Source organism: Longimicrobium sp., from assembly GCF_036387355.1.
Lineage (GTDB): Bacteria > Gemmatimonadota > Gemmatimonadetes > Longimicrobiales > Longimicrobiaceae > Longimicrobium.
The window spans coordinates 1-25,667 of sequence record NZ_DASVTX010000047.1 but is presented as its reverse complement, the minus strand read 5'-3'; the positions used below and the strand labels follow the sequence as shown (position 1 = coordinate 25,667).

Below are 25,667 nucleotides of genomic sequence, written 5' to 3'. Positions count from 1 at the left end.
TGGCGCTCCCGGCGGGGCTGCGGGCCATGACGGAGGCGGGGCGCGTGGTGCGGCTGGACGTGGATTCGTCCACGCTCGCCACGGCGGAGGGCGCCCGCGTGGGCGACCCGGAGACGCGCATCCGGCAGCTGTACGCGGGGCGCGTGACGGAGGGGCCGCACAAGTACGTGCCCGGGGGCAAGTACCTCACCGTGCGCCCGGCGGACGCGGACACCACGCACCTGCTGGTGTTCGAGACGGACGGCGGGCGCGTGACCCGCTTCCGCGCCGGGCTGCGGCCGCAGGTGGAGTACGTGGAAGGCTGCTCCTGACGGAGCGGCGGGATGCACGGAGGGCAGCCCGGCGACCATGCCGGGCGGCCCTCGTTGTTTCCGCGGGGGCGCGGCGATCAGGACGCGCGGGTCAGCCGCTCGCGAAGCCTGTCGGAGATCTTCGATCGCGCATCGGGATTGGTGCCGGGTGGCCGCCGTCGTGCCCGGCGGTTGAAACCGCGCCTCGAAACACACGAAGTCCGCCTGCGCGGACTGGGCCGGCGGCTTTGGCGCGGACAGCGCGCAACGGGGTGTCCGCCGGGTTTGGTTGAAGCCCCGAACGGCGCCTGTGGGCGCCGTGTCGGGGCTTACCGCTGTTCGAGCGGCGGATTCATCCGCTCAGCGGAGGCGGCTGCAGCGCGGGACTCTGTTGAACGTGCGCTCGACGCCAGCGCCGCAAGCGCGTCCAAGATCGCGGGGAGGCGCATCATCTCTTCCGTCTTGCAGTGGTCCATGGACGGATTGTCGTTCGCCGGATCGGGCGGAAAGCGGATGTCGGCGTTGGCGGAGGGCTGCGGACCCCACGCCCCGCCGATGGCGCCCGCCAGCCCGCAGCTGGACAACCCGATTCCGGACCCCGCCCATACGTTGATCCACCGATCCACCGCGCCCGGCCGCAGCGGCTCGCGCGGCCCGCCCGCCCGCGAGACGGGGTCCAGTGTCAGCAGCAGCGCCACGCCGCCGTCTTCCTCCATCGCGTTCGCCAGTTCGTACGCCGCGCTGCCGCCGTAGCTGTGCCCGATGATGGCGACCGGCGCGCCCGCCGCCTCCAGCACCACCCGCCGCCGAACGTCCGCGACGGCATCCGTGTGCGTGAAGTACAGCTTGCGGGTGCGCTCCCAGCGCGCGTCGTAGGCGCAGAAGACCTTCTGCAGATTACGGTTCCAGTCGTCCAGCGCCCCGCCGATGAACACGACGACCGGCCGCCCGCGCTCGTCCGCCGCGCACGCCCCCTCCGTCCGCGTGTACCGCGCCGACCCCGCGCGCCCCGCCGCGGTGACCGCGATGGTGCATGGATCCAGCAGCGTGGCCGTCCCCGTGCCCGTCAGGGACCCGTCCGGCCGCCGCGTCCGTACGGGAAAGTCGGCCCGGCGAGCATCCATTGAACCGCGCCAGCGCACCTGCCCGTTCTGCGCACAGCCGTTGTCCGCCTCCACCGTGGCCGTCACCTCCGCCCCGGCCAGGCGGACGCGCAGCGCGAGCGGTCCCCCGCACACGTACTCGAACGGCGCGCGGTACACGCCGGCGATCTCCATGGGCGCGTGGCCCAGGGAGGGGCGGATGGGCGCCGTGCGGTCCGGCGGACACTCCTGCGCCCACAGCCGCGGCCCGGCGATCCAGACGGCGACCACGGCCAGCGCTCGCGTGCTCCACACCTTCGATCATCTCCAGAAGTCAGGGCCGGTCCGGCGATGCGCAATCGCGGCCTGCCCTCCGGCGCGGGGCACCGGAGGGCAGGCTGTCATCCACCCAAATCAGACGGCGGGCGCGGAACGGCCGCCGCGGCGCCGGTCAGCGGCGGCTGACGCGCAGGTTCACCAGCTGTCCGGAGCGGTTCACGCGGCAGGTGCCCGCCTCGGTGGACGAGTTCCAGCGCACCACGTACTGCCCCGAGCGGTCCATGCCCTGGTAGCTCGTGCTGACGTTGGCGCCGCGCGAGTTGCGCGACCGGTTGCGGGCGGCGTTGCGGCAGACGCGCTGCGCCTGGTTGATCTCCGCACGCGTGGCGCGGTTGTCGCCCCGGTTCTCGTACCGGCCGTCGCGGTCATCGTCGCGGCCGTCCCGCCGGCCGTCGTCGTACACCCGGCCCTCGCGGCGGGACACGGGATTGCTGTTCACCACGAACTGGGCGCGGCACCCGCGCGCCACCCAGATGCCGCGCGAGTCGGTTCCCCACGAGCGGCCGGCCACGCAGGCCGCCTCGCTCATCTGCCGCACCAGGTGCACGTTGCCGCGCGCGTTCATACTGCAGTACGTCCGGTCGTTGTTGCGGGATTCGCAGGTGACCGTCTGCTGGGCCTCCAGGCGCTGCGGGGCGGCCGAGGCGAGCGCCGCGAAGGCGAGCGACAGGACGGCGAAAGCGGTTTTGCGGATCATGACATCCCTCGCTGCTGATGTGCCGGGAGAGGCGGGCCGGCCGGCTGGACTTCAGCCGCCGCCCACCGTTCCGCACGCGGAACGGGCTCTCCTTGCCGCTCCCAAGGGCAAGGACTGCACCGCGATGGCCTTTCCATGCAGCAGACGCGCATCATCCCGCGATTGCATGAACCCGGCGGACGCGCGAGAATAGTGCAAACACGGGCCGGGGACGATCCGCACCGGGCGGATGCCGCGGCGACACCGACACACTCCGCGATCACGGACCCGCCTTGGATCTGATCCCCGCCCTGGAGCGCGCGCGCGCCGCCGAAAAGGAGCAGGCGCTGTTCTACCGCTCGCTCGCGGCCCAGGCCGAAGACCGCGGCGACGCCGCGCTCAGCGAGCGATTCAACGACCTGCACGCCGACGAGCAGCACCACGTTTCGCGCCTGACCGCGCGCCTGCTGGAGCTCGGCGCCGACCTGGCCGACATCGCCGACCTCACCACGGAGCCTGTGTCGATGGATGCCTGGAGCCCCGCCGCGCAGGCGCGCGAAGAGGCCGAAGTGCTTCGCTACGAAGGGCTTCTGCAGGCCCACATGGATGACGATACGCGCGCGCTGCTGACCGAAATCGTGGACACCGAGCGGCACCACGCCGCGGAGCTGGGGGGCAAATGGACGACGGCGTAATGCTGGGGCTGCGAGGCCGCCGGGCGCTGGTGACGGGCGCGTCGCGCGGCGTGGGCCGCGCCACCGCGCTCATGCTGGCGCGCGCCGGCGCGGACGTGGGGATCGGCTTTCACAGCCGCGAGGCGGATGCGGCGCAGGTGGTGGAGCACGCGCGCGGGCTGGGCGTGCGCGCCTTTGCGCAGGCCTCGGACGTGTCGACGCCGTGGGGCGCCGAGATGCTGTTCGAGCGCTGCCTGGTGGAGCTGGGCGGCGTGGACCTGTTCGTGGCCAACGCCGGCATCTGGGTTCCCGACGAGGTGGGCGTCGCGGGGATGTCGGACGCGCAGTGGGACCGCACCATGGCGGCGAACCTGACTTCCGTCTTCCAGACCGTGCGGCTGGCGTCGCGCTTCGTGGGCGCGGGAGGGCGGATCGTCATCGTCTCCTCCACCGCGGGGCAGCGGGGCGAGGCCTTTCACGCGGACTACGCGGCCAGCAAGGGCGCGCTCATCTCGTTCACCAAGTCGGTGGCGGTGGAACTGGCGGAGCGCGACATCACCGTCAACTGCGTCGCGCCGGGGTGGATCGATACGGAGATGGTGGCCCGGCCCATGGCGGAGGGGCGCACCCGCATCGAGCAGAACATCCCGCTGGGCCGCATCGCCACCGCGGACGACGTGGCGGGGCCCATCGTGTTCCTCTGCTCGGCGCTGGCGCGGCACATCACGGGCGAGGTGGTGAACGTGAACGGCGGGAGCGTGCTCTGTGGCTGACGGCGGCAACCGCCCCCGCGTGCTGCTGCTGGCCACGGGCGGCACCATCAGCATGCAGGTGGATGCGGAGCGCGGCGGCGCCGTCCCCCGGCTGAGCGGCGGCGAAATCCTCCAGTCCGTTCCCGGCGCGGAGCGCATCGCCGACCTGGAAGTGCGCGAGTTCGGCCGCTATCCCGGCCCGCACATGACCATCGAGCGGATGTGGGAGCTGCGCGCGGCGGTCATGCAGGGGTTGGCGGAGGGGTTCGCCGGCGTCGTCATCACCCACGGCACGGACACCATCGAAGAAACGGCGTACCTGCTGGACCGGTCCATTCCCTCCGGCGCGCCGGTCGTGATCACCGGGGCCATGCGCAACTCGTCGGAGCTGTCGTGGGACGGCCCGGCGAACCTCATGGCCGCCATCGAGGTCGCGGCCTCGCGCGAGGCCGCGGGGCGGGGAACCATGGTGGTGATGGACGAGGAGATCGTGCAGGGCGCGGAGGTGGTCAAGACGCACACCGAGGCGGCCGGCACCTTTCGCTCGCCCAACTGGGGCCCGCTGGGAGTGACGGACAAGGGGCTGGCGCTCTTTTACCGCGAGTCGCGCCGCAAGGCGCCGCTGGCCCCGGACGCGCCCGCCACGCCGGTGGACCTGGTGAAGATCGTGGCCGGGGCGGACGCGCGGCTGGTGGAAAGCAGCCTGGACACCGGCGCGCGCGGCATCGTGCTGGAGGCGCTGGGGCGGGGCAACGTTCCCGTCGCCGTCGTCCCCGGCATCCGCCGCTGGGTGGATGCGGGACGCCCCGTGGTGATTACTTCGCGCTCGCTGCGCGGGCGCGTGCTGGACACGTACGCCTACCCGGGCGGCGGCCACGAACTGCGCGAGATGGGCGCCATTTTCGCCGACCACATGACGGGCCAGCAGGCGCGCATTGAGCTGATGCTGGCCATCGGCGTGCACGGCGGCGACGTCGGCTCCATCCGCAGCGTGGTGGAGGCGGGCCGCTACACGCACTGAGGGGAGGGACGGGCGCCCGCGAACCGCGGGATGAGGAAGTAATGAGGGAATCCCGGGATGGGTCATCTGACCGAAACGGCCGACGGGCCGCGGGCCGTATCCTCAGCGCACGCGGACTCGCCGCGCCAGCTTCCCCTCCATCCCCGGAACCTCATGCGCTCAGGAATCGCCCGGCTGGCACTCGCTCTCGGTCTGGTGGCCGCCCCCGCCGCGGCCCAGCAGCCCGTGATCGCCCTTCCGTTTCACTCGCCCGCCAACCTGATCGTGGTGCAGGCGACGGTCGGCGGCTCGCGGCCGCTGTGGTTCATCCTGGACACCGGGGCCCAGCGCAGCAGCATCGACTCGCGGCTGGCGGACTCGCTCGGGCTGCAGCTGGGCGGGGCGGGGCGCACCACCGGCGCGGCCGCCAGCACCCCGACGCGCTGGATCCCGAGCATGACCGTGCGGCTGGGCGGCGTGGACTTGGCGCTGGATTCCGCGTTCACCATGCCGCACGCCCCGCTGGAGCCCGGCCTGGGGCACCCCGTGGACGGCATTCTGGGCCACGAGGTGCTCGCGCCGTTCGTGGTGGACATCGACTACGACGCGGACAGCATCCGCTTCTACCGCCCGGAAGACTACCGGCCGCACCCGGACGCCCGTGCCGTTCCGCTGCGCGTGGCGGACAACATGGCGGTCGTGGATGCAGAACTTGCCGTGGCGGGCGAACGGATCGCGGCCAGCCTTCTGCTGGACACCGGTGCCAGCGCGGAGATGGTGCTGGGCCGGCACTACGTGCAGCGGCACGCCCTGCTGAGGCGGGCGCGCGAGGTGGCGCCGGTCAACGGCGGAATGGGCGTGGGCGGCAGCCCCACAACCAGCCGGGGTGTGCTGGAGGCCGTCCACGTCGCCGGCTTCGCCCTGGCACGGCCGAATGCCATGCTGCTGATGGACAGCGTGGGAGCGCTTGCGGAGATGAGCGCCGCGGGGGTGGCCGGCGTCATGGGTGCCGAGGTGTTCCGCCGCTTTCACGTGACGCTCGATTACCCGCACCGCCGCATGCTGCTGCGCCCCGGCGCCGCGCTGAATCAGCCGTTCGCGCGCGGCCGCAGCGGGATCGCGCTGGTGGCGCCCGGACCGGAGTACGGCCGCTACCAGGTCGCCAGCGTGCTTCCGCGCTCGCCGGGCGAAGCGGCAGGCGTGCGTGCCGGCGACATCGTCGTGGCGGTGGACGGCCGCACACCCGCCACCCTGGACGCCCTTCGCGACCTGCTGCGCGTGCCCGCCGCGCGGCTCACGCTTACGGTGCGGCGCGGCGCGAACACCGTGGAACTGCCGATCACGCTGGAAGGCGCCTGACCACCGTTCCGCCGGGAGTGCGCCGGCGGCCCGGAGCACCCCACCGCTCGCGGCCGGGTGCTCCGGATCCGGGGCGGCGCGGTTCGGGGCTGGACGGTTGTGCCGCAACGGTTTAGCTTTTCCGCTCCGCTCTCACCGCGTGCCCCGCCGGGCACGCGCGGTTCTTTCTGCCCACGAATCCCATCCCCGCAATGCACAAGCTTCTCGTCGTTGCCGCCCTCGCCGGCGCGCTCTCGTTCGGTGCCCCCGCGCACGCGCAGCAGACCGCACCCGCCGCGCAGCAGGAGGCGCTGGGCGTAAACATCAATGCGTTCGTAGCACTCAAGCCGGGCATGAGCACCGCCGACGTGGTGCGCATCATCGGCCGCCCGGGGCAGGAAACCAGCCGCATGGAGGCCATGGGCACGGCCACCGTCTCCTACCGCTGGTCCGACGACGGGATGCGCAGCATCATCGCAACGCTGCAGAACGACAAGCTGATCAGCGCCAGCCAGCTCGCGCTGCAGACCAACGTGCGCGGCGAGCCCGCCACGCTCGCGAAGTTCAACCAGCTTCGCCCGGGGATGACCTTTGCCGAGGTTACGCAGGTGATGGGGCCGGCCGGGATCCCGGTGAGCTTCACCAGCCTGATGGGGACGGTGACGTTCACGATCTCGTGGGCCGGCGCCACGCCCGGTTCCACCGCCGTGGTCACCTTTCAGGGCGACCGGCTGTTCTCGACGCTGCAGGCCGGGCTGCAGTAGCCCGCACCGCGGTTCTCGTCCCGCCCCGCGCCCCGCCGACCTCGTCGGCGGGGCGCTTGTTGTTGTGCGGATGGAGCGCGGTCAGTCTCCGGGTTCGCGAGAGCGCATTTCGCGGGTGACCGCGATCCAGGCACCGCTCACGATTCCCGCCATGCCGCCAAAACCCAGGTGGAGCGCCGACCCGGTGACCGACGCCACCATGCCGCCAAGCGCCGCGCCGGAGATCATTCCGTACAGCACGCCTTCGGAAAGCCCGATGATCATGCGGGCCCCGCGCGGGGAAAGGACGGGATGGCCGGCGTTCCGGGGCGCAACCTCGCCTGGATGCGGGCTGAGGAGCACCTGTCGCACGGTGTCAGCCTCGCGTGCGGACAAGCTGGCGCGCCGTTCGGCGCGTTCGAGGACCTCCAGGGCAGCCTCTACGTGTTTCACCTCGGTATCGCTGCTCATGTGATGCTCCTGGAAAACTGGACCATGTACGCCAACGCGGACGCACAACCGGCGCAGATCAGGGACGCGATCGCGGTCCGGGACGAACGCAGGGGCGGCCGTCCGTTCAGCCGGGCATCGAGGACCACGAACACGAGCCCGCCGGCGATCAGGCACGTGAACAGCAGGCCCGAGCAGGCCAGGGCCACAAAGGGCACGCGCAGGTCGCGCTCGAACAGCCCCGTCCCCAGCGCGGACGCCGAGATGGTGGTGGCAAAGACCAGAAGCTCGCCCTGCCCGAGGCCTTCTTCAACGGTTCCTGTCTGGCCCGTGGCGAACCGCACGATCTGGATGGCCCAGAGCGGGAACAGCGCAGCAATGACGTTGAAGAGAAGCCATCGAACGCTGTCGACGACATTCAGAACGAACATCGTGGGTTCCGGGGCTCCGGCCATGTCGCGGTGCGGGTGCGGGTAGCGGTCCGTACATCGGCTCCGGACGATAATCACATCGCCGCCAGGGTGCAACCCCTGTCCATTTTACGCCACCGGCGAGCCTGTCTGGCCACCTCTGGCGCATCCGGAGCGGGGACCCGTGTGCACACCGGCTCCATCCGCGCGCGGCCAGGGGCGCCGGGGCCGATTAGCAACAACTCGTAACGGAGTTGTTCACGACTCTTGCACGAGGAGAGCGTGCCGCGTATTCTTTGCGAAGTGAACCGGAACGAAGCTTTCGCTTAAGAAAATAAGGTGAGTTCTTCCGCGCGTCTGGATGAGATCGATCGCCGGCTGCTGGAGCTGCTCCAGGAGCACGGCCGCACCTCGCAGCACGACCTTGCGCAGGACGTGGGGCTTTCGTCGCCGGCGGTGGGCGAGCGGCTGCGCAAGCTGGAGGAGCGCGGGATCATCCGCCGGTTCACGGTGGTGCTGGACCCCCGCCGCATCGGGCGCGACGTCACGGCGTTCATCGCGGTGGGAATGGCGGGTTCGCCGCACTACGCGGAGTTCCGGGCCCGGGTGCTGGAAAACCCGGAAGTGCTGGAGTGCCACAGCATTACGGGGCAGGGCTCGCACCTGCTCAAGATCCGCACGGAAAGCACCTCCACGCTCGAGGGGCTGCTGGCGGAGATTCAGGCGTGGCCCGGGGTGCAGTGGACCACCACCAGCATCGTGCTTTCGACGGTAAAGGAAACCAGCGCTCTGGCGCTGGGGCCGCGTCCGGTGGCGGACGGCGGCGCGACGGCGGGGCAGGGCCCCGAGCGCTGATCCAGACACGTACATCAACCTCTCGCAACCAGGACCGACCAATGCCCAGGACCACCGCCCGGTTCGACACCCTGGCCGCGGCCACCGGATGGGGCGCGGACAGCCGCAAGGGCAGTTCGCCCAACGGACCCGTGCCCATGGACATCGAGTCCATCTTCGGGACCAACACCTTTGGCATGGCGGAGATGCGCGCGCGCCTGCCCAAGCAGGTGTACAAGGCGCTCTGCCGCACCATCGACGGCGGCGAAACGCTGGACCCGTCCATTGCAGACGCGGTTGCGCTGGCCATGAAGGAGTGGGCGCTGGAAAAGGGCGCTTCGCACTTCACGCACTGGTTCCAGCCGCTCACGGGGAGCACGGCGGAAAAGCACGACAGCTTCATTACCCCCAACGAGGGGGGCGGGGCGGTCGCGGAGTTCAGCGGCAAGGAACTGATCCAGGGCGAGCCGGACGCGTCGTCGTTCCCGTCGGGCGGGCTGCGCGCCACCTTCGAAGCCCGCGGCTACACCGCGTGGGACCCCACGTCGCCGGCCTTCATCGCTGAGACGCCGGCCGGGTGCTACCTCAGCATCCCCACGGCGTTCGCGTCGTGGACGGGTGACGCGCTGGACACCAAGATCCCGCTGCTGCGCTCCATGTCGGCGCTGGCCACGCAGGCCCAGCGCGCGCTCAAGCTGTTCGGCGCGGACGCGACCGGGGTGACGGCCACCTGCGGCCCGGAGCAGGAGTTCTTCCTCATCGACCAGGAGTTCTTCTACCGCCGGCCGGACCTGGTGACCACGGGGCGCTCGCTGTTCGGCGCCAAGCCGCCGCGCGGGCAGGAACTGGAAGACCACTACTTCGGCTCCATTCCCGACCGCGTGCTGGCCTTCATGATCGAGGTGGAGCGCGAGCTGTACCGCCTGGGCGTGCCGGTAAAGACGCGGCACAACGAGGTGGCGCCGGGGCAGTTCGAGATGGCGCCCATCTACGAGAACGCCAACCTGGCGGCGGATCACCAGCAGCTGATGATGATCACGCTGCGCAAGGTGGCGCGGAACTTCGGCATGGCGTGCCTGCTGCACGAAAAGCCCTTCGCGGGGGTGAACGGCAGCGGCAAGCACCTGAACTGGTCGCTGGGCACGGAGAGCGCCAACCTGCTGGAGCCGGGCGATACGCCGCACCAGAACATGCAGTTCCTGTTCTTCTGCACGGCGGTGCTGCGCGCGGTGGACCGCCACCAGGACCTGCTGCGAGCCGCCGTGGCGCACGCCGGGAACGACCACCGGCTGGGCGCCAACGAGGCGCCGCCCGCCATTATCTCCGTGTTCCTGGGCGACCAGCTGGCGGACGTGTTCAACCAGCTGGAAAGCGCGGGCGAGGCCACGGACAGCAAGCAGGGCGGGCTGCTGGGGCTGGGCTCGCCGGTGCTGCCGCGGCTTCCGCAGCACGCGGGCGACCGCAACCGTACCTCGCCGTTCGCCTTCACGGGGAACAAGTTCGAGTTCCGCGCGCTGGGATCGTCGCAGTCGGTGTCGTTCCCGGCCACGGTGCTCAACACCATTATGGCCGAGTCGCTGGACGAGATGTCGACGGCGCTGGAAGCGAAGCTGGCCGAGGGGACGGACCTTGAGGCCGCTCTCAGCCGCCTGATCGCGGAGGAAATCCGCCGCGTCAAGCGCATCGTCTTCAACGGCGACGGCTACAGCCAGGAGTGGCACGAGGAGGCGGAGCGCCGCGGGCTGCTGAACCTGCCCACCACGCTGGACGCGCTGGAGCTGCTGCCGCAGGAAAAGAACCGGGCCCTGTTCGAGAAGTACGGCGTGCTTTCGCACCGCGAGCTGGAGAGCCGGCACGAGGTGGCGCTGGACCAGTACTTCAAGACGGTGAACATCGAGGGCGAAACCACGGCCGACATCGCGAGCACCATGATCATGCCGGCCGCGGTGCGCTACCTGAACGACCTGCTGGCCGCCGCCGAACGCGCGGAGGACATCGGCGTGCAGGCCCGCGGGCTGCGGCGCACGCTGGACAAGGTGAACACGCTTGTGGATGAACTGGCCGACGCCCTGGACGCGCTGGTGGCGCAGAACGCCGAGCTGGGCGGCGAGGACGTGCACAGCAAGGCGTACCACGTGCGCGACAACGTGGTCCCCGCCATGCTCCGCGTGCGCGGCGCGGCAGACGGGCTGGAGAAGGTCGTCCCCGACGACTACTGGCCGCTGCCCACCTACCGCGACATGCTGTTCGTGAAGTAACGACCGGCGGAATCGGAAATCTCTCTCTACGGAACCAGGGCCGCTCTCGATGCGAGAGCGGCCCTGGTTCGTCACGACCCTATGATACGTCCGGCCACATCCACAACCCGGGACCTCTGGGACTCGGTGGATCTCAGCGATTTGACCTGCGTTCGCTGGCTGACCTTGGACAGGTACTCGGGTGGAAATCTGATGTGATCGGGATCCAGGAAATCAATGAGGTCAATCAACGCGTTCTGGACCGCGCTCACCCGCGTTGATTGAGCTCTGGGCAAAGACGGAAGCTCGGCTACATCTGCCGCCAAAACAGAGAGCAGGGGTGAGCGGTCCGCGTGAAGCAACTCGGTGAACTGGCTGAACCCCATGCACGTCGGCCCTCTTGGTCCTTCCTGGATCAGCAACTCACCCAGAGCGCGCTGTTCTCCGGCCCAGATTCGAAGGTTCGTTGGAAAATCCGGAAGATCGGTACCCCATATGTGTGTGATGTCGTCTTGCAGTGTGGCCAGCAAACGTGTTTTCTCCTGATGGCCGAGATCGATGTAGTGAATCTCCCTTCGGACAATCTCGGCCCACGCGAAGTACTGGGCTATGAGGAACATGGTGTTGTTTACCGCGTAGGACTTCTCACGCTCGCTGCCTCGCACCAGATAAGCGTCCAGAAATGCGCAGTTTACGATGTTGTACAACCTGCTCTGAAGATCGTAGGCCGATCGCGCCAGGGGCTCCCGGAAGCGATACATGACCTGCTCACGCTGGCTTCGCTCGTCGCGTTCTTTCGCCTGCCGTGCCAGTTCCGCCTCAAAGGCCGCGTTTTGCTGTGCATGGTTCTTCTGCAGTTCCGCGAGGGCCTCTCCCTGCTCTTTCTGGACTTCAGCCGACAGCCGTCGTTCGCGTTTCTGTTGGATGAACGACAGGATCCAAAGCAGCAAGGGCGCGGTGGCGCCGATGAGCGCCGCGGTGACTTCAGGTTTCATGGGTGGGGGGCGACAGGGTGGCATTTGATGATCGTATTCATGGTAGCCATGCCTGTCATTTCCTCCTAGAAAAAAACATCTGCGGGCGCTGTCATGCGCTACAATCGCCGTTTTAAGCGTGCGGAGAGGAGCCGGTCCGCATGGGCCGGCGCCTCTTTTTCTTGGCCGTCTGTCTCCTGGCAGCTGGGCACGCTGAAACTGCAATCTCTAACAGCGACACAAAGACACAGAGGGTTTGCTCTCCTCCGTGTCTCTGTGCCTCTGTTGGAGCCCTATCTGTTGATTCGTGGAGGCGGGACCGGATAGTTCAAAAGGATCATGCCGGGTGATCAGGGGGATCGTATGTTTGATGCCGACCGAGGGGCCACGACCCGCCATCATCGCGAGACCGTCACGTGCACCGCATTCTGATTGTCGAGGACACGCCCGAGATCTTTCACGCACTGCAGCGCCACCTGGAGCGCCGCGGATACCAGACGTTTCTGGCCACGCGCGCGGCGCAGGCGCTTCCGCTGGCCGCCAGCCAGAAGCCGGACCTGGTGATCCTGGACCTGGGCCTGCCCGACCGCGACGGCTACAGCGTGCTGGAGCAGCTTCGCGAGCGCGGCGACGAAACGCCCGTCCTCATTCTGTCCGCCCGGACGGAGGAGGCCGACAAAGTGCGCGGCTTTCGCCTGGGCGCCGACGACTACGTCACCAAGCCGTTCGGCGCGGCGGAACTGCTGGAGCGCATCGGCGTGCTGCTGCGCCGGGCCGCCCGGGCCTCCGCGCCGGTTCCACCCCCCGCACAGACCGCGGCCGAGTTGACCGACGAGCAGCTTTGCGAGCGGTACGGCCTTACGCCCCAGCAGGTGGTTGTCGCGCGGCTGATGGGCGACGGGCTCAGCAACGCCGAGATCGCGCGGCGGCTGTTCGTGAGCGTGAACACGGCCCGCAACCACGCGTCCGGCGTGCGCACCAAGCTGGGCGTGTCGCGCCGGGGCCGCATCAGCGCCATCCTGCGCGGCGCCGCGCCCGCGTAGCCGCCGCGCGGCTTTCCCGCATCGCAAGAATGATGATGACGGACACATCCGCTCCCCCGCGCCCCGACCTGCGCGGCCGCGCCGACGTGGCGCGGCTCGTCGACCAGTTCTACGCCACCGCCACCGCTGATCCGGTGATCGGCTGGATCTTTACGGATGTCGCGCGGCTGGACCTGCCGGCGCACCTGCCGGTGATGTACGACTTCTGGGAGTCCATTCTGTTCGGCGCGCGCTCGTACCGCGGCGGCGCCATGCAGGTGCACCTGGCGCTCAATCAGAAGACGCCGCTCACGGCGGAGCACTTCGCCCGGTGGATCGGCATCTTCAACGCCACCGTGGACGCGCAGTTCTGCGGCCCGGCGGCCGAGCGGGCCAAGGAAAAGGCCGGCTACATCGCCGCGTCCATGCAGATGCGCCTCGCCGCCGCGCGCGGCGAGGCGCAGGCCGCCCACGGATGACGGCCATGCACGCCGTCCGCCCGGGGTCCATCCCCACGCCCCTCGCGAACCCATCCGCGCGGGGCGTTGTTTTTCCCTGACCGACATCGCTTTCTGGAGATATGATGATGAACACGATCCCCGAACGCGCGCCGCTCCCCGTTCACCGCCTTGACGAGCTGATCGATCGCACCGCGCAGGCCGCGGCGAGCGCCGCCGCGGGGCGCGCCTCCACTCCCGTGGCGCGGACCGCGGGGATGCGCATCCTGCTGGTCAGCCTGGGGGCGGGCGGCGAACTGGCGGAGCACACCGCTCCCGGGCCCATCAGCGTGCAGGCGCTGCGGGGCGACCTGCGGTTCAGCACCGGCGGGCACGCCACCGAACTCGCGCCCGGCGACCTGATCACCCTTGATGCGCAGATCCCGCACGCCGTGCAGTCCCGCGCCGGCGGCAGCTTTCTGCTCACCATCTGCGCCGCGTGATCGCAGGCAGGGACCAACAGCATCGCCCTCTCTCAGGGAACGGGATCACGGAGGTCCCCGAGGAACCAGAACGGAGACGCAGAGACGCGGAGACGCGGAGAGACCTGAATGCCTCCTGTCCTCCGCGCTCTCGTGGGATTTTGTTCCGCGCTCTGCGCGAGGCACGGCTTTCCATCAACAACGGCCCGGAGCGCAGGTTCGCGCTCCGGGCCGGGTTCATCGGATTCTGATGATCAGTGCAGCCGGTCGATCGTCGTCACGCGCAGGTACACGCTCTCGGGCACCGGGGCGGCAGCCACGCCGGGCGGAACCGCCATCAGCAGGTGCACCCGGGGCCCGCCGTCGTACTGCAGGGTCAGAGTGCCGCGAGACAGCGTGTACGTCCCCGATCCGCCCGCCCGGGCGCCGCTTCCCGGCCACGCCACCCACGCCAGCGTGCCGCGCTCCGAGAACCGCCCGTCGGCGCCCAGCGACAGGCGCATCAGCGTGTCGGCGCCGCTCACCCATCCCCAGGTTCCGTTCAGCCGCACGCCGTCCAGCGCCTGCATGCGGCGGTAGCCCTGTGTGCTCCCCGGCTTTCGCAGCACGCCCTGCGCATCCACCGTGAACCGCTGTTCGCCCGCGTCCTGGCGCAGGAAGCGCACCTCGCTGCCGCCGACCGTGTACGTGCCGCACTCGCTGGCCGCGCAGATCGCGGCCCAGTCCAGCGGCCGGTCCAGCCCCTCGTCGGGCGTGCCGCGAAAGGCGCGTCCGTCCGGCAGAAATGTGTAGTAGTCGGGATACTGCTGCCCGGTCGCGTTGTTCACGCGAAGGCCCATGTAGATGCCCGTCACCGCGCCGGCCGCGGGCTCCGGGCCCGGGTCTACCGGGGTGCCGCCGTCCGCGTCCGCGCACGCGGCAAGCAGGGCGAGGCTGAGGGTGCGAAGAAGGGAAAGCGCGTTGTGCATGAGATCCGTCCCAGGGATGGCGTTGAGGGAAACCGCCGCGGGCCGTCCGCCCGCGCGCCCCAAAGCTGGCCGCGCCGCCCCGGACGGGCATGATCCCAACGGACCATCCCGTGATCCGCCGCCGCCCCGTTCCGCTTGTCCGCGCCGTGGCGGCTGGATAAATTGCTGCCCCCGCTCCACTTGGACTCCGTCCGTCCGCCACGCCCCCGCATCCACCCACAGTCCCATCGTGATCACGGCCCCTCCCATTCCCGCCGCCGCGCTGCGCGGCGTGTGCGAAACCGCGTCCCTCGCCCTGGGCTGCGCCGTTCGCGCCATTCTCGGCACCGAATCCCTCGTGGTTCATCCCGATGGATCAACGGATGAGGAAGCGCCTGATGCGCTGACGATCCCGATCCACGGGACCGAAGGCGGGGAGCTGCGGATGTGGCGGCGGGCGGCGTGGACGGCGGCGGACCGGGCGATGGCGGCGCGCTTCGGCGAACTGGCCGCGACCGCGGTGCGCGCCGCGGCGGCCGAGGCGGGGCACGGCTGCGTGCGCCGGCAGGAGGTGGAAGACGAGCTGCGCGCCGCCAACGAGCGGCTGGAGCAACGCGTGGCGGAGCGCACCGCCGCGCTGCGCGAAAGCGAGGAGCACTTTCGCACCCTGATTGAGAACGCGCACGACATCGTGGCGGTGCTGGACGGCGAGAGCGGGCGCCTGACCTACCAGTCGCCCTCCATGCAGCGCGTGCTGGGCTATCCGCCCGAGGAACTGGCCGCCGTGCCGGCGCTTTCCCTCGTTCACCCGGACGATCTGGAACACGTTTCGGCGGCGGTGCAGGCGGCGTTCGCCTCGCCCGGCACCCCGCAGCGCGCCGAGTACCGCTACCGGCACCGCGAGGGCGGGTGGCGGCACCTGGAAACGTTCGGGCGCGTACCGAACTCGGGTCACGCGCGGCCGGTGCTGGTGTTCAACACGCGCGACGTCACGGAGCAGCGCGAGGCCGAGGCCGCCCTGCACCGCAGCGAAGCGCAGTTCCGCATCATGATTGAAAACGGCAGCGACCTGCTGATGATCAGCGCGCCGGACGGGCCGCTGACCTACGTGAGCCCGTCCGCGCGGTGGCTGCTGGGGATGGATCCCTCCGAGATGCTGGGCCGCACCCCGTCCGACCTGCTGCACCCCGACGACGTGGAGTACGTGATCGGCGTGGTGCGCGACATCGTGAGCCAGCCGGGGGTGCTGCACCGCTGCACCTGGCGCATCCGCCACGCGGAGGGCGGCTGGCGGACCATGGACGCCCTGGGCCGCACGCTCATGGTGGATTCCGCGGACCAGGGCGTGGTCATCAACGCCCGCGACGTCACCGAGCAGCGCGCCGCCGAAGCCGAGGTGGTGCGCCAGCGCGCCTTCTTTGAGCAGATCCTGAACGGCATCGACGCGGGGCTGGCCGTGTTCGACGCGCAGCTGCGCTTTGAGTACGCCAGCCCGCGCGCCGTGCCCGACGCGGAGGTGCGGCGCTGGCTCATCGGACGCACCAACGAGGAGTACATCGCGCACCGCGGGCTGCCGCCGGAGATCGGCTCCGAGCGGCAGGCGCACATGGAGCAGGTGCTGCGGACGGGCGAGCCCACGTCGTTCGTGCAGGACGCGCCGCTCCCCGACGGCACGGCGCGCCACTTCATGCGGCGGCTGGTGCCCATGCTGGACGAGCACGGCGCCGTGCAGCGCATCATCGGCTACAGCATCGACATTACCGAGCGCAAGGCGGTGGAAGAAGCGCTGCGCCAGGCGCGCGCCGAGGCCGAGCAGGCGCGGGAAGAGGCGGAGCGCGCCAACCGCGCCAAGAGCGAGTTCCTGAGCCGCATGAGCCACGAACTGCGCACCCCGCTCAACAGCATCCTGGGCTTTGCGCAGGTGCTGGCGGACCTGGACGTTCGCCCCGAGGTGCGCGGCGGCCTGCGGCACATTCTGAACGGCGGGCGGCACCTGCTCAACCTGATCAACGAGGTGCTGGACATCGCCCGCATCGAGGCCAACCAGCAGCCCATGTCGCTGGAGCCGGTGCGGCTGGGCGCCGTCATTCGCGAAGCCGTCGACATGGTGCGCCCCCTGGCCGCGGCGCGGGGGATCGTGGTGGGCGAGGTGACGGCCAGCAGCGACGAATTCGTCCGCGCGGACCGGCAGCGGCTGGCGCAGGTGCTGCTCAACCTCCTCAGCAACGCCGTCAAATACAACCGGCCGGAGGGCGCGGTGCGCATCGGATGCGAGGTGGTGCGCGACGAGCGGGGCGCGCCGCGGCTGCGGGTGCGCGTGGCCGACCAGGGCGCCGGAATCGACCCCGCCGCGCGCGACCAGCTCTTCATTCCCTTTGCCCGGCTGGGGGCGGAGCACACCGGGGTGGAGGGAACGGGGCTGGGGCTGGCCCTGTCGCAGCGGCTGGCGCAGGCCATGGGCGGCGCGCTCTTTCTGGAGCGCACGGGGCCGGAAGGGAGCGCCTTCTGCGTGGACCTGGAGCCCGCCGTGAACCCGCTGCACGAGGCGCCGCTGGGAGTTGCCGCGCCGGAGCCGGGCGGCGGCCCGGTGCCCGCGGCCACGCTGCTGTACGTGGAAGACAATCTGGCCAACCTGTCGCTGGTGGAGGCCATCCTGGCGCCGCGCCCCGAGTGGCGGCTCGTCCCCGCGCTGCAGGGCCGCCTGGGGCTGGAACTGGCCCTGCGGCACGCGCCCGACGTGGTGCTGCTGGACCTGCACCTTCCCGACCTGTCCGGCCGCGAGGTGCTGCGGCAACTGCGCGCGGACCCGCGCACCGCCTCCATCCCCGTCGCCATCATCAGCGCCGACGCCACGCCGCGCACGGTGGACGCGCTCCTGGCGCAGGGCGCCGACGCGTTTCTTACCAAGCCGCTGGACGTGCGCGCCTTTCTGGCCACGGTGGAACGGCTGCTCCCCGCCCCGGAGCCGGCCTGAGCGTGGATACCACCGGCTGCGCCATCCTGCTGATCGACGACGAAGAGGCCAACCTGGACCTGCTGGAGCTGATGCTGCGGCTGAACGGGTACCAGGAACTCGCCCGCGTGAGCGACGCGCGGCAGGCGGTGGAGGCGTTCGACGGACAGCGCCCGGACCTGGTGCTGCTGGACCTGCACATGCCCCACCGCGGCGGCTTCGAGGTGCTGGGGGACCTGGTCGCCCGCACCGCGCCCGGCGAATACCTCCCCGTTCTCGTGCTGACCGCCGACATCACCGCCGAGGCGCGCGAGCGGGCGCTGGCCGGCGGTGCGCGCGACTTTGTCACCAAGCCCTTCGACAAGACGGAGGTGCTGCTGCGCGTGCGCAACCTGCTGGAAACGCGCATGCTGTACCAGGCCGAGCGGCGCGGGCGCCACGCGGCCGAGCGCACCGCCGCGCGCGACCGGCTGCTGGCGGAAGCCAGCCGCGTGCTGGGCGCCTCGCTGGACAACGGGACGGCGCTGGCGAGCCTCTGCGTGCAGCTGGCGGAAGAGTGGGCGGATGCCTGCGCGGTCCGCGTGGGGGAAGGCGGCGGCCCCATGGTGCACGCCGACTCGCGTCCCGGCGCCGCGCCGCTGTTCGTGGAGGACGAGGCCGCGCCGGGGCTGCTGGACGCGGCGGAGGCGGCGCGCGCGCTGGGCGGCGGTCCGTGGGGCTCGGCGGTGCGCGTGGAAGTGCGGGGGAGCGGCCCGTCCGCGGGATGGATCGTGGCGGGGCGCGCGCCGGGGCGGGGCGCGTTCGGCGCGGAGGACCTGGCGCTCGCGGCGGAGCTGGGGCGCCGCGCGGGGTTCGCGGTGGAAAACGCGCGTGCGTTCGATACGGCGCAGGCCGCCCTGGGCGCGCGCGAGCAGGTGCTGGCCGTGGTGGCGCACGACCTTCGCAGCCCGCTGACCGCCGTGCGCTTTGAGGTGGAGATGCTGCGGATGTCGCCGGACCTTCCCCTCGCGCCCGCGGACGACGAAACGCTGGAGCGCGTGCAGCAGGCGGTCGCGCGGATGGACGGCTTGATCCAGGACCTGCTGGACGTGACGCGCGCCAGCCGCGGGCCGCTGGTGCTGGACCGCCGCCCGCAGCCCATGAGCGCGCTGCTGAACGAGGCTGCGTCGGGCCTGCGCACCCTGGTGACGGGGCAGGGGCTGGCCTTTCACGCGGAAGGCCCCGCCGCCCTCCCCGTGGTGGCCGTGGACGGCGCGCGGGTGCTGCAGGTGATCGGCAACCTGGTGGGGAACGCGGCCAAGTTCGCCGGCGACCACGGCACCGTCACGCTGGCGTGGGAGCTGGCGGACGGCGAGGTGCGCGTGTCGGTCACGGACGACGGCCCCGGGATCGACCCGGAGCAGGTGCAGCACATCTTTGGCGCGTTCTGGCAGGCGCGCCATGCGGACCGGCGCGGGCTCGGGCTGGGGCTCGCCATCGCCCGCGCCATCGTGGAAGCGCACGGCGGCCGCATCTGGGTGGAAAGCGAGCCCGGCCGCGGCTCCGCATTCTTCTTCACTCTCCCCACGCGCGGGAAGAACGAGGGCGAGGAACCATCCGCCTGACCGTCATCCCCCGAGACCGATCCACCCGACCGCCCCGCCCGGCCCCGTGCCGAGGCGGGGCGGCCCGCGTTCGGGATGGTCATCAGGGACAAAGATGATCCGATCGGATCACGAAGGACGGTGGGGAAGCCGGTACTCTTCCCGGCGTCGCGGATGAGGTGCGCCGCCGACGAAAGCGGACGCGGACGCCGGACGGCACCGCACCCGACGCGCTCTCCCACTCCTGATTCCGGAGCACACTGCCATGAAGCTGATTTCCCTTTCCCGCGCGGCCCTGCTGGGCCTGCTTATGACCGCCGCCGCGTGCGGCGACGACCCCGCCGGCCCGGGCGAGGGCCCCGGCGGCGAAGGCGGCGGCGACAATCCCAGGCTCACCAGCATCCAGGTGACCGCCGAGGCCGGCCGCACCGAGATTCCCGTGAACGGCGCGGTGCTGCTGTCCGCCGCCGGGCGCGACCAGAAGGGCGCCGACATCGCCACCGGCGCCCTCACCTGGAGCAGCAGCGACACCCTGCGCGCCAGGGTGAGCGCCGAGGGCCTGGTGACCGGGCGTGGCAACGGCGCCGTGACGCTGACGGCCGCCGGCGCGGGCGGCGTCTCGGGCACGCTCAGCCTCACCGTACGCGGCTCCATCCACTCCGGCACCATCACGCAGGATGAAACCTGGCGCGCCGCCGACAACCCGCACCTGGTGACGGGCGACGTGCGGGTCTCGGGCGCAGCCTCTCCGCGGCTGACCATCGAGCCGGGGGTGGAGATCCGGTTTGCGCAGCGCGCCGCCCTCTTCATCGGCGGGCAGCAGCCGGGCAGCCTGACGGCGGACGGCACGCCGATGGTCAAGATCCGCTTCGTGGCGGACGCGGCGGCGCCGTCCAAGGGGTACTTTTACGGCGTGTACTTTGACGGGGGCACCGGCGCGGGCTCGTCCATCCGCCACGCGGAGTTCAACCACTGCGGCGCGGAACGGGGCGGCATCAAGATCGGGACGGACGCGTGCATCGCGGCGGTGGAGGCCAACGTGGCTCCCGTGATCGCCGACGTGCTGATCCAGAACAGCGGCACCAACGGCATCGTGATGATGGACGGCGGGTCGTTCGGCGCCAACTCGGCCCACGTGAGCGTGAATGGCGCCACGGGGTATCCGCTGGTGATCGGCGCCGACTTCGCGGGCACGCTGCCGGACGGCGGCGCGTTTACCGGCAACGGCATCAACCGTGTGCGGGTGCACAGCAACGTCATCGTCAGCAGGACACAGACGTGGCCCCACCTGGGGATCGCGTACTCGCTCAGCAACGACCTGCGCATCGGCGGCGCCGCGTCGCCGGTGCTCACGCTGGCGGACAGCGTGGTGCTGCGCATGCCGGCCAGCGGCACCATCTACGTGGGCAACGTGACCGGCAACGGTGAGCCGGGCGGGCTGGTGGCGCTGGGCAGCCGCACGCAGACGCCGGCCGGGCCGGTGGTGTTTACCCGCATCACGGCGGACTCGGATGCGCCGGGCAAGGGCGACTGGGACGGCATCCTGTTCTCGCGCAACGCGTTGGCCGGCAGCCGCCTGCGCAACGTGGCGGTGGAGTGGGCGGGCGGAGCGGACGCGGCCATCCGGCTGCGCGGCGACCGCGGTGCGTTCCTGACGGACAGCTTCATCACCGGGTCCGCCGGCTGCGGCATTCAGGTGGACGAGGAGGGCGCACTGGACCTGTCGGGCGACGCGCTGAACAACGTCTTTCTGAACAACGACGGAGATGCTTTCTGCGTAGGCGACTTCGCACGCGCTCCGCGTTGAGACAGGAGAGAGGAAAAGAGGCGCCGGTCCGCAGGGGCCGGCGCCTCTTCTGATCCGGCCGACAGCACTTACGCGAGAGATCCATCCCGTTGTCCGGCTTTGTGCGGGTCGTGCGTTGGTTCATCCGTTTCCAGCGATGATCCTGCCTGGAGGCCATCGCGCCTCACATCCCCCAGGCGCCCTCCCGCCCTCTGCTCCCGACAGCGACACCGATGCTCAGATCTCTCCTCACCTGCGGTACGGCCCTGCTTCTCGCGTTCGCCACACCAGGGACGGCCACTGCGCAGACCGTGCATCCGTCCATCGCGTTCGCGCCTGTGTGGGATGCGCGCCTCACGCCGGAGCCGGTGACGCCCGCCGGCCAAGGGGCCGATCCGCAATCCGCCCTGATCGCGGGATGGCGGCGGCCGGTCTGGGTGCTTCCCGCGGCGGGAGCGGTGGTGGGTGGATTCGCCGGCCTTCTGTACCACAACCATCTGTGCCGTGACACGGAGTGCAGCGGTCCGCCCGCGCTCATTCCGCTGGGCGCCGTGGCGGGCGTGGTGATCACCGCCGTGCTGCAGAAGGAGATCCGCCGCGCCCGGCGCAATCAGCCGGAGGCGCGCTCGTGATCGGGAACGCGGGCCGCGCGCGCAGCCGCCGGTCTGGCTGGAGGCAGGCCCTTCTGCTCGCCATCCTGCTGCTGTGTTCGGCGCGGCCGCTTGGGGCTCAGGTGGTGGTTCCCGTCTGGGCGCTGGACCCCCGCCTCGCCGCTCCCGCCGCGAGCGCGGGTGACCTTCCGCGGGTAACGGTGGATCGCGCCGCCGTGGCGGGGCGGCGGCCCTGGTGGGCATTTCCGGCGGCCGGAGCCATCACCGGTGGCGTGCTGGGCGGGGTGGTGGCCTACCGTCTGTGCCGCGTCGAGGACTGTGTGGGCGCGGAAGTATTTCCCGTCACTACCGCTGTGGCCGGTGTGGCGGTTGGACTGCTCGTGGAGGGAGCCGTCCGCGCGCTCCGCTGAGCGGTCATGGTGCGGAACGCAAAGGGCCGCTTCCGGAAAGGAAGCGGCCCTTTGTGCGTGCGCGGAGAGGCCGGCGCTCAGTCGTCCGTCGCCGTGACGCCGTAGCGGTCCAGCTCGCCGCGCAGATGATTGAGGTGCGTGGTGATGATGCTGTCCTCCTCCGGCGCGGCGTGGCCGTCCGCGGCCAGAATGGCGACGCCCAGCCCACTGAGCGCGGTGACCACCTGGTCCGCGTTGCGGGTGCCGCGCTCGCGATCCATCTCCAGCACCGCCGCGAGGTACGCGGGCGTCTCCATCAGGAACGCGTGCAGCCCGTCGGGGTCGCTCGCCAGCTCCACGCTCTCCATGGCCGCCGCGCGCAGTTCGTCCGCCGCGGGGCGGTGGCCGGAGACGGCCTCGAACACGCGCCCGTACACCTCGATCTCGCTGGCGGCCAGGTCGTCGTCGCCGGCCAGCAGCAGCCCCAGAAAGCGCACCATGTGGCGCACCGCATCGTCGTGGATGGGGTGCGCGCCGGTCCAGTAGCCCTGCGCGCCGGCCTGGGTGGCCGCGTCGATCACCATCCGGGCGAGCGCGTCGGGCGGAAGGCGGAGAGGAAGCGTCATCGGATTCTGTGGATGGAGATCGGCCGTGGCCGCAGGCGTCGTGCCGAACTGGATCACCGGGCTTCGAAGGGATGCGATTCAACGTCGACGGGCGGAGCCACAAGGTGCGCCGCGCCGGGTTCCGCGGCAAGGATCACCAGCGCCGGTCCACTCCGTACGCATCCAGTTCGCGGTCGCGGCCCACCACCGGGATCCCTTCCGCCAGGCTCTGCGCAGCCAGCATGCGGTCGAACGGATCACGGTGGTGCAGGGGCAGCGTCTGCACCTGAACGACGTGCCCCAGTTCCAGGTCCAGCACTGCGATCGCCCGTTTCCTGAGTTCCGCGGGGACGAACGTCTCGAACTCTTCCGGAAGCTTCAGCTTCCCGATTCCTGACTTGATGGCGATCTCCCACAAGCTGACGATGCTCACCATGGCGCGCGTATCCTGCGCGTCGATGAGGGTACGGGCGTCCATCGACAGACGCTCATCTCCCAGAGTCAGCCAGAGAAATGCGTGTGTATCCAGCAGCACTCTCATTCAAAGAACTCCGCGATCTCGGCCGGAAGCTCGTCGAAGTCGTCTGACATCCACATCATCCGCGGCTTGCCGCTCGACGTTCGCCCGCCCGGCGGCGCGGGGCGGGGCGTCTTCAGATCCAACTGCCGTAATTCCCGTAGCCGTTCGGGGGTGAGCGGGCGCGGACGGGTGAAGATGTACACGCGCTTGCGCCTGCCCCCGGCTGTGGCGCAGGGGCACGCGGCCTGGCGGCGCGCAAAGGCGATCGCGTCGGCCTTGCGGTCAAAGACTGCGGTGGGAACGGGCTTGCCGCCGTCGTGCACGCGCCAGCCGCCCTCCGGCTTGGGGAGGACGTACCAGCCGGGTGCCTGTCCTTGCGGCGTTTCGTTCGCAGATCCCTCGTCAGGGCGGTCCATCGTGGCTCCGGAGAGAACGTTTTTCGCGGCCGGCATTCCGGCCCGCCAAACAGTACACCCGGAACCCCGAATCTCAAATAACACAATCCGCCACCGTGCGGATCGGTTTATTTGGGCAGGCTCTCAAGAGGCCGGAGTGGCGGTCTTTCGAAGCGAAGAAGCCTCAGAAATGCTGAGGATATCCGCTCGCGTGATGAATCTTCCGAAATGACCCTGCATCGCGGAAATTCCGAATCTTTCTTCGCGTCCACCCGGGATGAACGCACAAGAGGCCGCCCCGGAGATCCCGGGGCGGCCCCTGCGTACCCACGATGCGCGTCAGGAGACGCGGAAGCGCTCGGCCAGGCTGTTCATGTGGAACGCCATGCCGGCCAGGCTCTGGCTGGCGTCGGCCAGCTCCTCCATGGCGGCGCCCTGCTGCTGCGCGGCGGCGGCCGTCTGCTCCGTGCGCGCGCGCGAGTTGCCCGCGATGTCCTGCACGTCGCGCATGGCGGCCAGCAGCTCGTCCATCACTCCCGCCTGTGCCTCCACCTCGCCGTGGATGCGCTCGATGGACTCCACCGCGCGCCGCAGCCCGTCCACCATGCTGCCGAGCGCCGCCTCGCCCTCGCGCGAGGCCTCGCCCACGCCGGACAGGCGGCGGTCCGCCAGGTCCAGCTGCTCGCGCACGCGCGCGATGGCGTCGCGCGTTTCGGCCACGGTGCCGTTCACCTGGTCCGCCGACGTGCCGCTTTCCGCCGCCAGCTTGCGCACCTCGTCGGCCACCACGGCAAAGCCGCGGCCCTGCTCGCCGGCCCGCGCGGCCTCGATGGCCGCGTTGAGCGCGAGCAGGTTGGTTTGCTCGGCGATGGCGCGAATGGAGCCCACGAAGCCGCCGATGCGCTCCCCCGCGCCGTGCAGCGCGTCCATGGCGGTCGCGGCCCGCTGGTAGCCGTCGCCCACCTCCACCAGCAGGGTGCCGGACTGCGCGATGCGGCCCACGTGCGTGTGCGTTTCGGCGGCGACGCGGCGTGCGTCGTCCGCGGCGGCGGAAGCCTCGGTGCGCACGACGTGGTTCTGCGCGGCCAGCCGCTGCAGCGCCTCGCCGCCTCGGTTCATCAGCTTCATCTCGCGCTCCACCTCGCCCGCGGCTTCGCCGGCGATGGAGCCCACCTGCACCGCGGACGCCTGCACCTCTTCCGCCGTGGCCGACAGTTCCTCCGCCAGCGCGGCAAGGGAGCGCGCCTGGTTCTGCACCTCGCGGATCACGCCGCCCACGGACGCGGCCACGCGGTTCACGGCCGCCGCCAGAAAGTCCATCTGGTCGCGCTGCCCGGCGGCCACCTCCACCCGGAAGTCGCCTTCCTCCACCGAGGCCAGGGCGTCACGCACTTCCCTGAGCCGCCGCGTGTAGTGCGTGGGGGCCAGCAGGGTGGCGCCGAGCACGCTGACGACCACGGCCGTTTCCAGCGCCAGCATGGGCCAGGCAAGGCTCATCTCCGGGTTGGCCCACAGCCCCACCAGCCGCGCGGCGGGATACAGCACGCCGCTGAGGGCGGTAGAGGCCCAGCTTGCCCGCGGAACGCCCAGCGCGGTGGACGAAAAGAGCGCCACGTAGTACGGAATCATCAGCATTCCGAACGGCCCGTGCGCGGCGGTGAAGCCGAACAGCACCAGGTGGTCCACCGCCAGGCTGGCCCAGAACTGCCAGGGCGCCCAGCGGTCGCGAACGAGCGCCAGGTGAAACAGGGCGTTGACCACCGCGATGCCGCCGCCCAGCCCGGCGATGGCGTCGTAGCTGATGGTGAGCACCCCCAGCCAGCGCAGCCCCAGCACCAGCGGCACCGCGCCCACGATGAGCACCCAGCGCACCCAGACTTCGTCCAGCGTCTTGGCGCGCAGAATGTGGATCTGCTCGTCCTGAAAGCGGCGTGCGCGGTCGGCCAGCGGTTGGGCGGGTGCTTCCGGCTCCGCGAGGGGCGGACGGGGCGGCGCCATGGGGGCGGGCATGCGCGGCTGCGAACGGCGGGGCGGAGCGGAAAGAAGGGTGCTCACGACGTTTTCTGCGTCAGCGGGAGGGGACGGAACCGCAAGGATGTCCTGCAAGACCGCCCGGCGAGATGGACTCTCACCGGGGA

25 protein-coding genes and 1 pseudogene are annotated in these 25,667 nt (G+C 70.7%); 16 read left to right on the top strand and 10 right to left on the bottom strand.

The annotated features are described in order from the left end of the window. A pseudogene (locus tag VF665_RS02500) lies at positions 1-311 on the top strand (hypothetical protein); the annotation flags it as partial. 308 nt (positions 312-619) lie between these two features. On the opposite strand, the gene VF665_RS02495 reads toward VF665_RS02500, so the two are convergent. Further along, positions 620-1,687 (bottom strand): hypothetical protein, encoded by a 1,068-nt coding sequence (locus tag VF665_RS02495; protein ID WP_331051819.1) that lies wholly within the window; start codon positions 1,685-1,687, stop codon positions 620-622. Between the two features lie 136 nt (positions 1,688-1,823). Continuing rightward, positions 1,824-2,408 (bottom strand): DUF3011 domain-containing protein, encoded by a 585-nt coding sequence (locus VF665_RS02490; RefSeq protein WP_331051818.1) that lies wholly within the window; start codon positions 2,406-2,408, stop codon positions 1,824-1,826. Positions 2,409-2,680: 272 nt separating this feature from the next. Here VF665_RS02490 and VF665_RS02485 point away from each other — a divergent pair, with 272 nt between their 5' ends. The 5 genes from VF665_RS02485 to VF665_RS02465 all read left to right on the top strand — a co-directional run bounded on the left by VF665_RS02485 (position 2,681) and on the right by VF665_RS02465 (position 6,915). Then, the gene (locus VF665_RS02485) at positions 2,681-3,082 is read left to right on the top strand and encodes a ferritin family protein (protein WP_331051817.1); all 402 of its coding nucleotides are present in this window, start codon (positions 2,681-2,683) and stop codon (positions 3,080-3,082) included. Then, positions 3,067-3,834 carry an SDR family NAD(P)-dependent oxidoreductase gene (locus tag VF665_RS02480; RefSeq protein WP_331051816.1) on the top strand — a complete coding sequence of 256 codons (768 nt, stop codon included), beginning with the start codon at positions 3,067-3,069 and terminating at the stop codon, positions 3,832-3,834. The genes VF665_RS02485 and VF665_RS02480 overlap by 16 nt, the downstream gene beginning before the upstream one ends. Continuing rightward, positions 3,827-4,834: an asparaginase gene (locus VF665_RS02475; RefSeq protein WP_331051815.1), complete on the top strand. Its 1,008-nt coding sequence runs from the start codon at positions 3,827-3,829 to the stop codon at positions 4,832-4,834. The genes VF665_RS02480 and VF665_RS02475 overlap by 8 nt, the downstream gene beginning before the upstream one ends. A gap of 153 nt (positions 4,835-4,987) precedes the next feature. Beyond that, positions 4,988-6,172 carry an aspartyl protease family protein gene (locus VF665_RS02470; RefSeq protein WP_331051814.1) on the top strand — a complete coding sequence of 395 codons (1,185 nt, stop codon included), beginning with the start codon at positions 4,988-4,990 and terminating at the stop codon, positions 6,170-6,172. A 191-nt stretch (positions 6,173-6,363) separates the two neighbouring features. After that, a complete protein-coding gene (locus VF665_RS02465; protein ID WP_331051813.1) occupies positions 6,364-6,915 on the top strand; it encodes a DUF3862 domain-containing protein in 552 nt (183 codons plus the stop codon). Between the two features lie 81 nt (positions 6,916-6,996). Here VF665_RS02465 and VF665_RS02460 read toward each other — a convergent pair whose 3' ends face one another. Together VF665_RS02460 and VF665_RS02455 are read right to left on the bottom strand one after the other, a co-directional pair. Then, positions 6,997-7,365, bottom strand: a complete 369-nt coding sequence (locus VF665_RS02460; protein WP_331051812.1) for a hypothetical protein — start codon at positions 7,363-7,365, stop codon at positions 6,997-6,999. Further along, a complete protein-coding gene (locus VF665_RS02455; protein WP_331051811.1) occupies positions 7,362-7,775 on the bottom strand; it encodes a hypothetical protein in 414 nt (137 codons plus the stop codon). The genes VF665_RS02460 and VF665_RS02455 overlap by 4 nt, the downstream gene beginning before the upstream one ends. Before the next feature lie 318 nt (positions 7,776-8,093). On the opposite strand from VF665_RS02455, the gene VF665_RS02450 reads away from it, so the two are divergent. Together VF665_RS02450 and VF665_RS02445 are read left to right on the top strand one after the other, a co-directional pair. Continuing rightward, a complete protein-coding gene (locus tag VF665_RS02450) occupies positions 8,094-8,609 on the top strand; it encodes an Lrp/AsnC family transcriptional regulator (protein ID WP_331051810.1) in 516 nt (171 codons plus the stop codon). Between the two features lie 41 nt (positions 8,610-8,650). Next, positions 8,651-10,846 carry a glutamine synthetase III gene (locus VF665_RS02445; RefSeq protein WP_331051809.1) on the top strand — a complete coding sequence of 732 codons (2,196 nt, stop codon included), beginning with the start codon at positions 8,651-8,653 and terminating at the stop codon, positions 10,844-10,846. Between the two features lie 71 nt (positions 10,847-10,917). Here the strand turns inward: VF665_RS02445 and VF665_RS02440 are convergent, their stop codons facing one another. After that, positions 10,918-11,820 carry a hypothetical protein gene (locus VF665_RS02440; protein WP_331051808.1) on the bottom strand — a complete coding sequence of 301 codons (903 nt, stop codon included), beginning with the start codon at positions 11,818-11,820 and terminating at the stop codon, positions 10,918-10,920. A 395-nt stretch (positions 11,821-12,215) separates the two neighbouring features. On the opposite strand from VF665_RS02440, the gene VF665_RS02435 reads away from it, so the two are divergent. The 3 genes from VF665_RS02435 to VF665_RS02425 all read left to right on the top strand — a co-directional run bounded on the left by VF665_RS02435 (position 12,216) and on the right by VF665_RS02425 (position 13,761). Further along, positions 12,216-12,842 (top strand): response regulator transcription factor, encoded by a 627-nt coding sequence (locus VF665_RS02435; RefSeq protein ID WP_331051807.1) that lies wholly within the window; start codon positions 12,216-12,218, stop codon positions 12,840-12,842. A gap of 35 nt (positions 12,843-12,877) precedes the next feature. After that, a complete protein-coding gene (locus VF665_RS02430) occupies positions 12,878-13,300 on the top strand; it encodes a group III truncated hemoglobin (protein ID WP_331051806.1) in 423 nt (140 codons plus the stop codon). A gap of 107 nt (positions 13,301-13,407) precedes the next feature. Further along, positions 13,408-13,761 carry a cupin domain-containing protein gene (locus VF665_RS02425; protein ID WP_331051805.1) on the top strand — a complete coding sequence of 118 codons (354 nt, stop codon included), beginning with the start codon at positions 13,408-13,410 and terminating at the stop codon, positions 13,759-13,761. A 233-nt stretch (positions 13,762-13,994) separates the two neighbouring features. On the opposite strand, the gene VF665_RS02420 is transcribed toward VF665_RS02425, so the two are convergent. Continuing rightward, positions 13,995-14,708, bottom strand: a complete 714-nt coding sequence (locus VF665_RS02420; RefSeq protein WP_331051804.1) for a hypothetical protein — start codon at positions 14,706-14,708, stop codon at positions 13,995-13,997. Between the two features lie 229 nt (positions 14,709-14,937). On the opposite strand from VF665_RS02420, the gene VF665_RS02415 reads away from it, so the two are divergent. The 5 genes from VF665_RS02415 to VF665_RS02395 all read left to right on the top strand — a co-directional run bounded on the left by VF665_RS02415 (position 14,938) and on the right by VF665_RS02395 (position 22,030). After that, positions 14,938-17,661 (top strand): PAS domain S-box protein, encoded by a 2,724-nt coding sequence (locus tag VF665_RS02415; protein WP_331051803.1) that lies wholly within the window; start codon positions 14,938-14,940, stop codon positions 17,659-17,661. A 2-nt stretch (positions 17,662-17,663) separates the two neighbouring features. Continuing rightward, a complete protein-coding gene (locus tag VF665_RS02410; protein WP_331051802.1) occupies positions 17,664-19,244 on the top strand; it encodes a sensor histidine kinase in 1,581 nt (526 codons plus the stop codon). Between the two features lie 244 nt (positions 19,245-19,488). Beyond that, complete coding sequence (locus tag VF665_RS02405; RefSeq protein ID WP_331051801.1) at positions 19,489-21,030, top strand: Ig-like domain-containing protein; 1,542 nt, start codon at positions 19,489-19,491, stop codon at positions 21,028-21,030. Between the two features lie 212 nt (positions 21,031-21,242). Next, positions 21,243-21,641 (top strand): hypothetical protein, encoded by a 399-nt coding sequence (locus tag VF665_RS02400; RefSeq protein ID WP_331051800.1) that lies wholly within the window; start codon positions 21,243-21,245, stop codon positions 21,639-21,641. After that, entirely contained in the window at positions 21,638-22,030 is a 393-nt protein-coding gene (locus VF665_RS02395; protein ID WP_331051799.1) for a hypothetical protein, read from the top strand. The genes VF665_RS02400 and VF665_RS02395 overlap by 4 nt, the downstream gene beginning before the upstream one ends. A gap of 77 nt (positions 22,031-22,107) precedes the next feature. Here the strand turns inward: VF665_RS02395 and VF665_RS02390 are convergent, their stop codons facing one another. From VF665_RS02390 to VF665_RS02375, 4 genes are all read right to left on the bottom strand, one after another. Then, positions 22,108-22,635: a hypothetical protein gene (locus VF665_RS02390; RefSeq protein WP_331051798.1), complete on the bottom strand. Its 528-nt coding sequence runs from the start codon at positions 22,633-22,635 to the stop codon at positions 22,108-22,110. Between the two features lie 133 nt (positions 22,636-22,768). Next, positions 22,769-23,155 (bottom strand): type II toxin-antitoxin system VapC family toxin, encoded by a 387-nt coding sequence (locus VF665_RS02385; RefSeq protein WP_331051797.1) that lies wholly within the window; start codon positions 23,153-23,155, stop codon positions 22,769-22,771. Continuing rightward, positions 23,152-23,550, bottom strand: a complete 399-nt coding sequence (locus VF665_RS02380) for a DUF2188 domain-containing protein (RefSeq protein ID WP_331051796.1) — start codon at positions 23,548-23,550, stop codon at positions 23,152-23,154. The genes VF665_RS02385 and VF665_RS02380 overlap by 4 nt, the downstream gene beginning before the upstream one ends. Before the next feature lie 318 nt (positions 23,551-23,868). Next, positions 23,869-25,584 carry a methyl-accepting chemotaxis protein gene (locus tag VF665_RS02375; RefSeq protein WP_331051795.1) on the bottom strand — a complete coding sequence of 572 codons (1,716 nt, stop codon included), beginning with the start codon at positions 25,582-25,584 and terminating at the stop codon, positions 23,869-23,871. Between the last annotated feature and the right edge of the window lie 83 nt (positions 25,585-25,667).

Excerpts from the sequence above, each read along its gene's own strand:
- VF665_RS02490 (WP_331051818.1), bottom strand. The coding sequence starts at position 2,408 with ATGATCCGCAAAACCGCTTTCGCCGTCCTGTCGCTCGCCTTCGCGGCG.
- VF665_RS02480 (WP_331051816.1), top strand. The coding sequence starts at position 3,067 with ATGGACGACGGCGTAATGCTGGGGCTGCGAGGCCGCCGGGCGCTGGTG.
- VF665_RS02470 (WP_331051814.1), top strand. The coding sequence starts at position 4,988 with ATGCGCTCAGGAATCGCCCGGCTGGCACTCGCTCTCGGTCTGGTGGCC.
- VF665_RS02465 (WP_331051813.1), top strand. The coding sequence starts at position 6,364 with ATGCACAAGCTTCTCGTCGTTGCCGCCCTCGCCGGCGCGCTCTCGTTC.
- VF665_RS02460 (WP_331051812.1), bottom strand. The coding sequence starts at position 7,365 with ATGAGCAGCGATACCGAGGTGAAACACGTAGAGGCTGCCCTGGAGGTC.
- VF665_RS02455 (WP_331051811.1), bottom strand. The coding sequence starts at position 7,775 with ATGTTCGTTCTGAATGTCGTCGACAGCGTTCGATGGCTTCTCTTCAAC.
- VF665_RS02445 (WP_331051809.1), top strand. The coding sequence starts at position 8,651 with ATGCCCAGGACCACCGCCCGGTTCGACACCCTGGCCGCGGCCACCGGA.
- VF665_RS02440 (WP_331051808.1), bottom strand. The coding sequence starts at position 11,820 with ATGAAACCTGAAGTCACCGCGGCGCTCATCGGCGCCACCGCGCCCTTG.
- VF665_RS02430 (WP_331051806.1), top strand. The coding sequence starts at position 12,878 with ATGACGGACACATCCGCTCCCCCGCGCCCCGACCTGCGCGGCCGCGCC.
- VF665_RS02425 (WP_331051805.1), top strand. The coding sequence starts at position 13,408 with ATGAACACGATCCCCGAACGCGCGCCGCTCCCCGTTCACCGCCTTGAC.
- VF665_RS02420 (WP_331051804.1), bottom strand. The coding sequence starts at position 14,708 with ATGCACAACGCGCTTTCCCTTCTTCGCACCCTCAGCCTCGCCCTGCTT.
- VF665_RS02405 (WP_331051801.1), top strand. The coding sequence starts at position 19,489 with ATGAAGCTGATTTCCCTTTCCCGCGCGGCCCTGCTGGGCCTGCTTATG.
- VF665_RS02400 (WP_331051800.1), top strand. The coding sequence starts at position 21,243 with ATGCTCAGATCTCTCCTCACCTGCGGTACGGCCCTGCTTCTCGCGTTC.
- VF665_RS02390 (WP_331051798.1), bottom strand. The coding sequence starts at position 22,635 with ATGACGCTTCCTCTCCGCCTTCCGCCCGACGCGCTCGCCCGGATGGTG.
- VF665_RS02385 (WP_331051797.1), bottom strand. The coding sequence starts at position 23,155 with ATGAGAGTGCTGCTGGATACACACGCATTTCTCTGGCTGACTCTGGGA.
- VF665_RS02380 (WP_331051796.1), bottom strand. The coding sequence starts at position 23,550 with ATGGACCGCCCTGACGAGGGATCTGCGAACGAAACGCCGCAAGGACAG.